Below are 12,329 nucleotides of genomic sequence, written 5' to 3' on the forward strand. Positions count from 1 at the left end.
GTCGGTTACTCGCCGTAAACGGCCCAAGCGCAATAGGGCTGATGCGGATGGCGTCGCAGCGCAAGATTGTTGAGGCCTAGAACCTCGAGCACGGCCAGCGTTTCACCCGGGAAGTGCGGGCAGTTCAGTTCGTCGAAGACAAGAACCGAACCCTTGGTCAATCGCGGCTTGATCAGCGCAAGCGCATCCCGCGTGGGTTTGTAGACGTCCATGTCGAAGATCGCCATCGAGACCACGACGTGCTGGTTCTGCTGGAGCCAGACCGGGAGAGTCTCGGAAACGTCTCCCTTGACGAGATGCCACTTGCGGATATGCGAAAGAGGGGCGTTCTGCTCGTGCAGATCGAGCAATTCCCTCAAAGTCTCCTCATAACCGTCGGCGATCCGGTAGTCGCCCGCCTTGGTCAGGGGGCCATCCTTGGCATCGACGCCGGCGAATCCATCGAAAGTATCAAATCCGTAGATGTGCCGTGTATGGTTGTACGGCTCGTGGACGCCTCTCAGATTGATCAGCGTCGCCATGCCGGCGCCGTACTGTACGCCGAACTCGCAGATCACGCCGGCGACCGGCACGATCTTGCGATAGAGCTCGTCCATATAGAGAAGGCGCGACAGCGCCTGTCGCTTGACGAACGCGTTGGCATGATAGGCCCATTGCGGGCCCGTGCCGTAAGCCCTTGTCTGGGCGAGAACGCGAAGTCGCTCGTCTGCCTCTGACTCGGACGCCGAACGCTGAATGAATTCACCGCTCGTCTTGATGACGGCAGTGTTGGTGTCGGCAGTGGCGAGGGACTTATCATTAGGCATCTTTGACTCTTCCATCGAGATCGGTCGTTCCGAAATTGATGCGCTCGCGCTCGAAAACGACTGGTTTCCTCCTGACCTGGCCATAGATGGCAAGGGTATATTCGCCGATCAGGCCGGCCACGATAAGCTGAACGGCGCCGAAGAAAAAGATCGCGGTAATGACCGTCACGATCCCGGGTTCGGCGGACGAACCGCTGTGTAGCCAAATCAGAAGAATGATAAACGCATAGAGCAGGGAGAGCGCCGCAAGAAGGAAACCAGCAAAAAGCACGAGCCGCACCGGCAACACCGTGAAGGTGACGAAGCCGTTGATGCCCTGGTCGAACAATCGCAGAAAATTGTTCTTCGAAATGCCGCGCTTGCGGGCCCGCCAAGTGTATTCAACGCCAATTGCTTTTCCGCCGCACTCGAATGTCATCATCCGCATGAAAGGATGGACATCGTCGATTTTTCTCATGGCCTCGACGATGCGGCGATCGACAAGCTGGAAGTCACCGACGCCGGGCGGGACGGCGAGGTCCGCCAGCCCGGTGAGAAGCCGATAATATGCGCGACGGATGTTGCGCAGGATTACTCCCTCTTCACGGATCGCCCGGATGCCATAGACAACCTCGTATCCGCTCTCCCACAATTTTACGAAATCCGGGATCAGTTCAGGCGGGTCTTGGAGATCGGCTACCATGCACAGCAAGATGGCATCGCCTGTAGCCGCCATCACGCCGTTATAGTTGGAGCGCAGCGGTCCGAAATTTCGCGCGTTGACGATGATCTTCACGCTGTCGTCCCGGGCCGCGATTTCCTTGAGGATTTCAACGGTGCGGTCGCTCGACGCATTGTCACAGAAGATGTGTTCGCGGGTGTAGCCCTGGAGCCGCGAATCGAACAACTCCCTGACTGCCTTCCAGCACTCCTCGACATTCAATTCTTCATTGTAGCAGGGGGTAACAATCGAGATCTTTTTCACGCTCTCTGCCCCACGACCACATAGGCGCCACACGCAATCCGCCGCAGCCCGGGAAGGCTCTCGACCAGCGGCTCCATTTGCTTGAGCAGCCGGGCGGCCCCGTCGGGACAGAAGTAGGGAACAAGCCCGGAAAACGAACGGTGGACAATCTGTAAGCCGGCGTCCTTCATCCACCCATCGATCGTGTGAGCAAAGAAGGAGCGCTCACCGTGCGCGCGGTGATAGGCAGAAAGCTTCTCAATCGCTTTCATCGCCGGATTCCAGCCGTTGGGTTCCAGCACCGCCACTATCCGCGCAACGCGCGCGGCCTCCTTGATTGCGGAACGCGGCTCGTCCATGTGATGCAGAACGCCGCGCAAGTGAGCGATATCGACTGCATCATCAGGCAGTGGAAGCGCGTACGCGCTCGCCGATGCAAATCGCAGCGGGCGTTCGCCAGCCCTACGGCGCGCGACCGGCATCGCCAGCGCCGCGGGATCAAATCCCAAAATCTCCGCGGTGCCGGTGGTGTCGTGCAATGTCACCGTCGCGGCGCCGTCACCGCAACCGATATCGACCACGCGGCGCCCGCGAAAATCCGTAGCGGACACCATGGCTCTGGTCTGCCGATCCATCGCGAAACGTGTCGATAACCGCTCGACGGTTGTGTAGACGTAGCCGCCCCTCTCCGCGACGTCGCGGTCAAATGGTACGTCTTCGGACGTGGACTCGGATCGCATCTGGACGCCGCCTGGGTGGGGAAGGATCGCGTCTTCTGTTACTTCGTACCGGAGGAATTGTCACTGTGATTCTGGGACGTTAAGATCCTTGAAACAACCATCTTCCGAGACGGAAAACACTATCCGGGCGAGAGAAAATTTGGATGCCGTTCGTCAACCTCGCCCGACACCCTCATGTGCCCCGCATCATCATGCTGGCGCTGATTTGCGGGTGCCTTTTGCTTCTTGGGTGGCTGCTGGCCTGGGCGGATCGCGGCTTCGTATTTTCCGATGAGGCGTTTTACTTGCTCAACGCGAAGGCGCCGACTTCGTACAATCTGGTGCAAACCCAGTTCGGGTATCTGCTGCAGCCCTTCTACACTCTGACTGGAGGAGATGTCGCTGCGGTTCGGCGCATCTTCATCTTGCTGAGCGCCGGAGCAGGAATCCTGGTCGGTTGGATTTGGAGCCGGAATGCTCTACTCGAGAGCCGAATACCGTTGATCGCGGTAGCCGGAGCGTCGGGGCTTGCCTACTATTTCTACTGGGTATTCACGCCCTCCTATAATCTTTTGATATTCATAAGCGGGCTTCTGCTGATCGGCGCGATCGGCGCGCTGTACACGTCACGCGCGCTGCCGCTAACGGGGATCATCGTTGGCGTCGCGGCGGTGGTTTCGGCGTTGGCGAAAATCCCGTCGGCCGCCTTGTTTGCCCTCATCGTAGGGGGGGCGATCGTTCTGCTCTCTCGGGCTATCGGGCCCGCACTTCTGGCAATTGGCGCAATTACGCTTGCAATCATCGGGGCCGCCGCAGCCTTGTTGCCGGTCTCGCGCATCATTGAGCAGTTGACCGCCTACATGACCTTCTTTGGACCATCCTCCCCATTGGGGCGGGGCGTGTTTGAGGATCTGGTGGAGTTCCTGTTCTCGCTAAGAGGGGGCCACCTTGTTTTGGGGGGGGGCGGAATCCTCGCTCTTTCGGTGCTTTCTCTCCGGCCAATCTCTGCTCGAACGGACAGAACCTTGAGGGCCTGCGTCGCACTTTACGCAGTTGCTTCAATCATCCTGGCCTTGCGCCAAAAAAACGCCGAGCTCTTTGGGCTGGACGTCGCGAATCTGGCGTCGACCGCAGCGATGATGGCGATTCTGGTCTGTCGGGATTTCCGGCTCGGCATCAGCTTTTTTCTCATGCTTCTTTTTCCGTGGGCGGCCGGATTTGGAACGGGTGTTTACCTGCCTGTGAGCGTCGCGACTTTTCACGGTGGGCAGTTTGCAATCGTCGCGGCAATTGCAATCTACTTCGCCACGCCAAAGGCACCTCTGATCCGCGCAGCCGGGTTCGTGATCGTGCTGTGTTACCCGGTGTTTGCAGTCCAGTATGCGATCAACAATCCCTATCGCGTTTTCACGCCGGTCGTGGAGCAAACCCAGCTCGTTCCGATCAATTCCGCAGGGGCCCGGCTTCGCCTTGATCCCGCCGCGGCCCTGTTCGTGCAAAAGCTCAGAAATATTGCCCGAAATGAAGGCTTTTGCGAAGGCGAGCCGATGATTGATTTGTCGGGATTGTCTCCCGGCATTGCCTACGTGATGGGCGCGCTTCCCCCGGGCTTCGCGTGGCTGCCGGCCGGCTACCGGTTCAGTGACAATTTTGCGAGCTTCGTACTTGGTTCAGTGGCTCGCGACGTGATCGACCGCTCCTGGCTCGTCGTCCCCGTCGGCAAGCCGGCATTCCCCGAAACCGTGAATCGCCTTGGACTTGCCGAACCAGAAGGTCGCTACCGTAAGGTAGGGGAGATAATGACGACCCCGCAGGGCGATGTCTTTGAGCTCTTTGCACCGAACGCTAGGGTGCCTTGTAGGTCTTAACGAACAGATGCGAAAGCGATCGATGCTTTAGGCTGCTGATGCGCGGCCCATGAGGTCGCTGCCATATTGGCTTGAGATGAATGCTACACCCGGAACGGGCTTCCGACGAATTTGTGGCCGATAGGTCCTAGCGAGAAGCGAAGTGCAAATTCATGGCCGCGTGCCAGTTTGCTACCGCAACGCGAAGCGCGAATCAAACGGGCGGGTTATCCGTCGCCAAGTGGCCGTAAGGTCCGAGGGGGCTTGAATTTGGATAATCCGAAATATCAAGATTTTGTCGACATCGCGGGGGCAGCCTGATAGCTCACGATCTGCACGCTGGGACACCCACAAGCTGCTAGCGCAAGAGATGTCAGCCTCAGTTCGACAGTTCATAATCTCCACTCTGCGGCGCGCGCTGGGCCGAGAAGACCTTCGGTCCTACGTCCGGCTTCGCAGGCTTGCCGTCGAGAAGAGGTTCTTCAAGCAGTCGATCTCGGTTCCCGAACTGCGGGCGGCCCTTGAGAGGCTGGGCATCAAGGCCGGCGCCACTGTTTGGGTTCAGTCGTCCTGGAATGAATTCTATAACTTCCCCGGCAAGCCGTCGTCCGTCATCGATTTGCTTCTCGACCTGATCGGTCCCGAAGGAACCCTGGTGATGTCCGCCATTCCCTTGAAAGTCGACCACTGCAAGATTCTGGAAATCCACAGAGAACCTGTGTCCACCGGGCTGATCGCTGAAACGTTCAGGCGCTACCGTGGCGTCAAGCGCAGCATTCACAACTCGTCCTCGGTCGTTGCATTGGGGCCGCGTGCGGAGTTCCTCGTCAAGGACCACCAGCTGACGGAGACCCCGTGGGATCCCGAATCTCCCTATCAGAGACTGATGGAGGCCGATGCTCTATGTGTCGGGCTGGGAGTGGGGAGGTTTCTGGCGACGCTGACACCATTGCATGCCGTCGAAAGCATCCTTCGCCACGAGAATCCGGACTTTGCAGCGATTTTTCACGGGTCCACGACGTATCGGTGGCGTACGCGCGAGGGCGATGAGGGCACGCATACCTATCTCAACCGTAACGGGGCCTTCGACGCCGCGTGGCTCGGCCGGCATTATCCCCGCGATCAATACATCGAATTTCGCCTATCGAACTTGTGGATGTGGTCAATTCCGGCGCGCGACGCGATCATGACAGGCGTCTCCCTGGGCCGGCGTGGTATCAACATGTACAGGATGCCTTGGTATAGGCGCCTGATGGCCTAACATATCGCCTTGAAATCAGAAGAAAAAACTTCGGTTGAAGCAGCGTCCGCCGGAGTATATGAAGGCGTTTCTCAACCGCGAGGGGCTTGGGCAGTGGATAAGCAGGCAGACGTCATCAGCCGATTGCAGGCAATCTTCCGGGAGGAACTCGATCTCCCGAATTTGCAGATTTCGCCGCAATCGACGCCTGACGACGTGGACGGATGGGATAGCCTTGCGACAATTCGTATCGTCGCTGCGGTCGAACGAGAGTTCGATCGCGAGTTCGAAGCTGCGCAGATCGAGAGCATTCGCTCGGTGGGCGATCTGATCTCTATGATCGCAGCCTGACGCTGGTCAGTTCTTCTCAGTACGAGCGAGCCTGTCGTGATCAAGCCGATGATGAGGTGGCTGCCGCAGCCCACGACAAGCGACATCGAGCTCAGCCGCAGCCTCGGCGAAAGCAACATCGCTGATCTGGTTCGCCTGGCGCAATGTGAATGGGATGCAGGCGGCCTGCGCCGCCTCGCGACACGCCTGGCCGGAATTCAGTTGCCGGATGGCCAGCCCTCTGGTCTGCAGCCGGTTCGCGTGTTGCTGCTCTCGAACTCGACGGCGCGGCATCTGAAGGAAACGCTGATCGGAACCGGGCTCCGGCACGGTTTGCGTGTCGATGTCATGATCTCTGAATACGAAGATCCCGAGGTCCTGCTGGAGCGCGATCATGACGGCATCGTCTCCTTCAATCCTGACATCGTGGTCCTTGCGATGGACGTGCATGCCTTCGGCCTGCGGCCGGCGGCCGGGAATGCCGAGGCCGCGGCTGCCGTTGCCAGCCGGGCGGTGGATCGCCTGCGCGCAATCCGTGAGAGCGTCCGCTCGTCGTTCAAGAAGCCGGTTGTCTTTCAGACCTTAGCTTTGGATCCTGGCCATGTCAGGCTGCATGTCGATCGGCTGATACCCGGGTCGCACGCGGACCTCGTCGGCCGGGTCAATGCGGGACTCTCCGATTTCGTCAGATCCAGCGGCGACCTCCTGCTGGACGTTGCGATGCTGTCCGAAAGGATCGGCCAGGACAATTGGAACTCCGCGCGGCACTGGGCGCTGGCCAAGTATCCGTTCGCGCCGGAGAATGCGCCGCTGTATGCGGAGCATCTGGTCAGGCTGGTCGCTCTGAAGTTCGGCAAGTCGCGCCGGGTTCTCGTGCTCGATCTGGACAACACCATGTGGGGTGGGATCGTCGGCGATGACGGCAAGGAGAATCTGCTGCTCGGCCCCGGCAGCCCTGTCGGGGAAGCCCATTGCGCGCTCCAGGCCATGGCGAAGGAATTGCGCGACCGCGGCATCGTGCTCTGCGTTTCCTCCAAGAACGAGGAGAGCGTCGCCCTGGATGCGTTTCGCACGCACCCGGAGATGGTCCTCGCCGAGGAGGACATCGCCGTCTTCCAGATCAACTGGACCGACAAGGCAGCCAACCTGCAGGCGCTGTCGGACATTCTCAGCCTCGGCCTCGACAGCTTCGTCTTCCTGGACGACAATCCCGCGGAGCGAGCGCAAATTCGCTTTGCCCTGCCTCAAGTCGCCGTGCCGGAGCTACCCAAGGATGTGACGGAGTGGATTCCGGTCTTTCAATCGGCTTGTTACTTCGAGACGACGGGGTTCACCGCGGAGGATCGTGACCGGGCGTCGTATTACCGGGCGGACGCCAGGCGCACGGCCCAGCTGAAATCGTTCGCCCGACAGGAGGACTATCTCCAGTCGCTCGACATGGAATTGCTGGTGAATCCGTTCGACGCGATCGGGCGGAAGCGGATTGCGCAATTGATCGCGAAATCCAACCAGTTCAACCTGACGACAAGGCGCTATTCGGAAGCGGATGTTGCGGCGGCCGAGGCCGATCCGCGCCGCATCACCTTGCAGATGCGGCTCAGTGACGTCTTTGGCGACAACGGCATGATTGGCGTCGTCATCGCGGACATCGGTGCAGATGCGATCGAGATCGACACGTGGTTGATGTCGTGCCGCGTCCTCGGACGCGGCGTTCCGGAGGCGACACTGGATTGGCTCGTCGCGCGTGCGCGGGATCTGGGTAAAGGCTTCGTGCGCGGCGTCTACATCCCGACCAAGAAGAACATGATGGTCGCGGATCACTATCGCAATTTGGGATTCGAATTGACTGGCGAGCGTCCCGGCGGGGAGACCGCATGGGAGCTCTCTGTGGACGCTTATCAGGACAAGAAGCCGCCCATCCGCATTCGCGATGCCGTTGGCGCGCACTGAAGGAGACGGATTTTGAGCAAGACGGCATCAAGTCTGATCGACGAACAGCGTTTTCCGCAGCTCGCTGCGCTGATGCGGACCCAGTATGAGAGAACGCCTGCGCATCGCGCATTCCTGGAGTCGCGGTTCTCGCGTGCTTCTGCGGAAGATTTCGCGACGCTCGAGGAGCTCGCCAGCCAGATTCGGCAGATCGCAGGTCCGCGGCTCGGCGAAATCTGCGACGGCTACGATTTCATCTGCAAGATCGTTCGGGAGGAGGAGATCTTCTTCCGGCGCCACGGACGATACCGGCTCACGACCTTCGAGGAAGCCAATCGCCTGGTCTACGGCAACACCGAATATATGGGCAGGTACATGGATGGCCTGCTGCTGACCCAGATCTACTGGTCGAACCATACGGCGTGCTATCAATTCTATCGCAATGTGTTCCTGAAGCAGGCGCCTGCCGGCTACGACTACCTGGAAATCGGTCCGGGGCACGGACTGCTGCTCTATCAGGCTCTCAAGGACGAGAGATCGGGCAGTGTGAAGGGCTGGGATGTCAGCAAGGCGAGCATCGGCCAGACCTGGGATGCGCTGACGATCATGGGCATGTCGGGCAAGAAGCCCGAGCTCGTCCTGCAGGATCTATACGCGGTTCCGGACGACAGCGCGAAATTCGATTGCCTCACCTTCTCGGAGGTTCTCGAGCATCTCGAAGATCCGAAGGGGGCCCTGGTCAAGTTGCGATCGCTGCTCAAGCCGACCGGCCGGCTGTTCGTAAATGTTCCGATCAACAGCCCCGCGCCGGATCATCTCTATCTGTTGCGCTCGCCGGAGGACGCCGTCGACGCGGTCCGCGCGGCAGGCTTCGAGATTGAACGCGCGGAATTCTTTCCAATGACAAACCACACGATGGAGCAGGCGCGGAAGCACAAGCTGACGATCTCTGCCTGCATCATTGCAAGACCGAACTGATGGCGTCTTCCGCCCGCCCCGAATTGACCTTCGACCATGTCGGCATGGTCGTGCGGGATCTCAAATCCGGGTTCGGAAATGTCTGCTCCCTGCTGCCGATCGTCTCGGCCACGCAGGTCTATGACGACCAGGTGCTCGGCGTCTCGGTCCAGTTCCTGCGTGACGCGAGCGGTGTGATCTTTGAGCTCATCGCGCCGCTCGGAGACAATTCTCCGGTCGCAAAGATCGCGACGTCGGGCAGGGGCGTGATCAATCAGGTCGCCTACCGGGTCAGCAATTTGGCGGATGCCGCACAATATTTTCGCGCGCAAGGCGCCACGCCGACGGGCGCGGCGAAGCCCGCGATAGCTTTCGCAGGCGCCCCTGTGCAGTTTTTTCTCACCAAAGAGCTCGTCGTCGTCGAACTGATCGAGAGCGAAGGGGCTTCGCGCGAATTCGCTCCCGTCTAGAAGTCCGTTTGATGGTCGGGGATGGCCTAACCGTCGCGGCGCAGACCGATGCGAGCTGCTTCGAATGCCCGCCGCACGCAGGACAACACTGCGGGGCCGATCTGGCCGGCATCGAACTGGCCGGCAAATCCGAACAGCGGCTGGAAGCCTTCCACCTCATAGCCGCCCTCGGGAACTTGCGCCTTCGTTGGGAGATATCCGCAAAGCGATCCCAGATACCCCGCGTAAAGGCGGATACATTCCGGCGGCTTGGGCACGGCTTCCCCGATCGCGGCTTCCCATTCCACCGACGGTTCAGCCGAGATGGCGACGATCTCGAGTGCATCATCGAAGCCGAGAACCTGGACGCAGAGGGGCTTGGGTGGCGCGGTGCCTCGAAAGAACTCGCTCAGCGGAACGCTGGCCGAACCGATTCGTAACTCTTGCGGGCTGAACTTTCTCGTCGCAGGCTGCTGCGCGATCGCGTCCAGCTCGCTCGCGAGGCTGTCGCTCCAGCGACGCCAATCCTCCAGCGACACGGACGGAAAGAGATTTCCGAAGAATACAATTCGCACCAATCGCTGGAGGCGTTCGCGCAAGGCAACAGGCCGCAGTGACGGCACGATATGCGGCCTGATATTCCCGCAGAATCCCGTCAGGAACAGGCACGGAATGGCGCCGAGCCTGCGGCGAAGCCGTTCGCGAACTTTGCCGGGAAAGTCGGCGCTGATCGCGTCGGTCGGGACAACAGCCGTCGGGTGGCAGGTGTAGTGCCAGACCATTGCAATGGGCCGATCGTCCCTGGTGTCCCGCACGAGGAGGACTGTCGCAAGTTCGTTCTTCGGACCCTTTGGATTCGGCGAGAAGGCAATGCTGGTAAGGTTGAAACCGTGCATCCTGCCGATGGTTGGAAACGGCCAGTAGCGCCGGCGGTTGATCGAATGCCGGAGCCTTCCCTCGAAGATTTCGAACACGACTGGCACGGGCTCTTGCCCCTGAAGTTGCCCGACGAGATCGTCCACGGCATCGGCAAGCTCGGCCACGAATCGCTCGTCCGGGATTCCCAGTGGCGCGCACGCCTTGTCTGTCGCGGGAGCGCTGTGCGTGTGGGAGGCCTGCAGGACGATCTCGTCACGGCCAAAGCCGCGCTTCTCGAGCTTCCTCACGATGAGGTCTTGCAGCTCGGAGCCGACCTGCAGCAGGTCGAAGGAGAGAAGGAGGATCCGGAGGCCTGGGCCCTCGAACAGCACCGCTCCGACTTCGATAGGGTCGAGAATGTCGGAGCAGGGATTGGTCCTGGACGGATAACCCGCAAGCCGGACCGGGCGGTCGCGCGGCGTTATGTCCCGATGGCCCGCTCGCGCAACGATGTTCGACAACGTTCAGCCCTCTCCATGGCACCGATGTCACTAGCCAATTCCGTACCGGCGTCCAAGCCGGAACCAGGTATCTCGTCGCTTGTGCACGGACGAGCGGAATACTAAGGCTTAGTCGGCGATGGAACAGCGGCATATTCGGAGCGGGACAGTGATTGGCCAGATGTGCCGTTTCCGGCGGATCGAACCACTTCGCCCGTGCCTGACGTGACCGAGTCCGGCTCAAACCGCGGGCGCCGCATCCTGGGGGGATGGTCGGCGAATTCGATGATCGTTCTGCTAGCGCTGACGCAGCAGATCGTTCTCATTCCGTTCTTTTTGCGATATTTGGGGCATGAGACGCTCTCGGCGTGGCTCACGATCTTTGCCGCCGGGAGCCTGGTGCAGGCCGCCGATCCCGGCCTTCATGCGTGGAGCTTGAACCGCTTTCTCTCGTTCAGGTCACGGGGGGATTGCGATCGCCGGACCCGCAGCTACTTCGCCGGCATCCTCCTGCTTTTCATCGGCGTCGTCGCGGGGCTCGTCTGCCTCATCGGCATCCTGCTGATGCTCGTGAATCCTGCGGATGTCCTCGGATTTCGCAATGAGCCGAAGTTCGACCTGGCGTTCGCAATCGTGACGCTTGGCCTTGCCACCACGCTGCCAGTCAACCTTGCCAGTTCGCTGTTCCGAGCCCGTGGCTTGTATGGCCGCGTCGTCGCCGTGCAGGCGTGGGGAACAGGGCTCGGCCAGATCGCGCAGGTGATTGCGGTGTTTCTGACGGGCGATCTTCTAATGATGGCTCTGGCCTTCGTCCTCGGTCAGGTCGGCGTCTCCGCATTCATCCTGTTTTCGGACCTGAAGCTGCACTTTCCTTTCCTCAGCAGGTATCCGCGGCGCGTTTCGTGGGCATGGACGAAGGCTCAATTCGCCGGTGCGTTTCCCTTCGGGATCATGAATTTTGCCGAAGTCGGAATGTCCTACCTGTCCGTCCTGCTCGTCGGCGCTTTGGTGTCCGATCGGGCCGCGATCGCCCAATGGGTTCTCACGAGAACTGTTTCGAATTTCCTGCGTGGCCTGTGCTATCAGTTCTCTCTGCCGATCGCGGCCGAGCTCGGGCACGATCATGCCGTGGGTGCGCGCGACAGCCTGCGCGCCCTGTATGCCAAGGGCCTGTTCGTGGTGACCTTCACGGTCAGCCTGATCACCGGTGGGCTGCTGTCCTTCTGGCGAGAATTCTTCGAGCTTTGGACAACGGGCAACATTCCATACGACGCCACGCTCGCAATCGTGCTGATTGGCGGAACTTGCCTGGTCACGCCGGCGACCTTCGCCATGAGCTACGCAAGCTACAGCAACAGGGGCACGCTGCTGCTCTGGACCAAGTCGCTGCAGATCGCGATCTTCTTCGGGCTTGCCTTGTTCCTGATCCCGGCTCTCGGTCCACTGGGCGCCGCCATCAGCCTGACGTTGGGCGACATTCTGGCTCAGCTCGGCATCCTGTTCTCGGTGTTACTCGTGCAGACCCTCAAGAGCCCGCTCCGACACGCCGCGCTTCTATTCGGAATGATGCTGGCGGTTGTCGGGGCGGGATTGGCGATGGGGGCGGCGGCGCGCTACGTCGTGCCCGGAACCGGCTTCGTCCATCTGGTGCTTCAATGCTGCATTTGGCTCGCCGGCATCGCGCTGATTGCCTCGCCACTGATGAGCCGCGCGTTACGCAACAGGCTAATTCAGAGCATTCCACATTGAAG

The 12,329-nt window shown here is 60.3% G+C and carries 11 protein-coding genes; 7 read left to right on the plus strand and 4 right to left on the minus strand.

The window, feature by feature from the left end:
- Positions 1 to 5: 5 nt before the first annotated feature.
- From WHZ77_RS10485 to WHZ77_RS10495, 3 genes are read right to left on the minus strand one after another with little or no spacing between them, the layout of a single operon-like run.
- Complete coding sequence (locus WHZ77_RS10485; RefSeq protein ID WP_375313603.1) at positions 6 to 806, minus strand: class I SAM-dependent methyltransferase; 801 nt, start codon at positions 804 to 806, stop codon at positions 6 to 8.
- Positions 799 to 1,770, minus strand: coding sequence for a glycosyltransferase family 2 protein (locus WHZ77_RS10490; RefSeq protein WP_375313604.1), 972 nt, complete (start codon positions 1,768 to 1,770; stop codon positions 799 to 801). The genes WHZ77_RS10485 and WHZ77_RS10490 overlap by 8 nt, the downstream gene beginning before the upstream one ends.
- On the minus strand, positions 1,767 to 2,489 hold the full coding sequence (locus WHZ77_RS10495) for a class I SAM-dependent methyltransferase (RefSeq protein ID WP_375313605.1): 723 nt from the start codon (positions 2,487 to 2,489) through the stop codon (positions 1,767 to 1,769). The genes WHZ77_RS10490 and WHZ77_RS10495 overlap by 4 nt, the downstream gene beginning before the upstream one ends.
- A gap of 143 nt (positions 2,490 to 2,632) precedes the next feature.
- On the opposite strand from WHZ77_RS10495, the gene WHZ77_RS10500 reads away from it, so the two are divergent.
- From WHZ77_RS10500 to WHZ77_RS10525, 6 genes are all read left to right on the plus strand, one after another.
- A complete protein-coding gene (locus WHZ77_RS10500) occupies positions 2,633 to 4,336 on the plus strand; it encodes a hypothetical protein (RefSeq protein ID WP_375313606.1) in 1,704 nt (567 codons plus the stop codon).
- A gap of 349 nt (positions 4,337 to 4,685) precedes the next feature.
- Positions 4,686 to 5,576: an AAC(3) family N-acetyltransferase gene (locus tag WHZ77_RS10505; RefSeq protein WP_375313607.1), complete on the plus strand. Its 891-nt coding sequence runs from the start codon at positions 4,686 to 4,688 to the stop codon at positions 5,574 to 5,576.
- Between the two features lie 9 nt (positions 5,577 to 5,585).
- The gene (locus WHZ77_RS10510; protein WP_375313608.1) at positions 5,586 to 5,906 is read left to right on the plus strand and encodes an acyl carrier protein; all 321 of its coding nucleotides are present in this window, start codon (positions 5,586 to 5,588) and stop codon (positions 5,904 to 5,906) included.
- Between the two features lie 36 nt (positions 5,907 to 5,942).
- Positions 5,943 to 7,835, plus strand: coding sequence for an HAD-IIIC family phosphatase (locus tag WHZ77_RS10515; RefSeq protein ID WP_375313609.1), 1,893 nt, complete (start codon positions 5,943 to 5,945; stop codon positions 7,833 to 7,835).
- 12 nt (positions 7,836 to 7,847) lie between these two features.
- The gene (locus WHZ77_RS10520) at positions 7,848 to 8,792 is read left to right on the plus strand and encodes a class I SAM-dependent methyltransferase (protein WP_375313610.1); all 945 of its coding nucleotides are present in this window, start codon (positions 7,848 to 7,850) and stop codon (positions 8,790 to 8,792) included.
- Positions 8,792 to 9,241 (plus strand): VOC family protein, encoded by a 450-nt coding sequence (locus WHZ77_RS10525; RefSeq protein ID WP_375313611.1) that lies wholly within the window; start codon positions 8,792 to 8,794, stop codon positions 9,239 to 9,241. The genes WHZ77_RS10520 and WHZ77_RS10525 overlap by 1 nt, the downstream gene beginning before the upstream one ends.
- A gap of 26 nt (positions 9,242 to 9,267) precedes the next feature.
- On the opposite strand, the gene WHZ77_RS10530 is transcribed toward WHZ77_RS10525, so the two are convergent.
- A complete protein-coding gene (locus WHZ77_RS10530) occupies positions 9,268 to 10,599 on the minus strand; it encodes a hypothetical protein (protein ID WP_375313612.1) in 1,332 nt (443 codons plus the stop codon).
- A gap of 264 nt (positions 10,600 to 10,863) precedes the next feature.
- On the opposite strand from WHZ77_RS10530, the gene WHZ77_RS10535 reads away from it, so the two are divergent.
- Complete coding sequence (locus WHZ77_RS10535) at positions 10,864 to 12,327, plus strand: hypothetical protein (protein ID WP_375313613.1); 1,464 nt, start codon at positions 10,864 to 10,866, stop codon at positions 12,325 to 12,327.
- Positions 12,328 to 12,329 lie beyond the last annotated feature (2 nt).

The sequence above is a fragment of the Bradyrhizobium sp. A5 genome (assembly GCF_042076515.1).
GTDB classification, from domain to species: Bacteria; Pseudomonadota; Alphaproteobacteria; order Rhizobiales; family Xanthobacteraceae; genus Bradyrhizobium; species Bradyrhizobium cosmicum.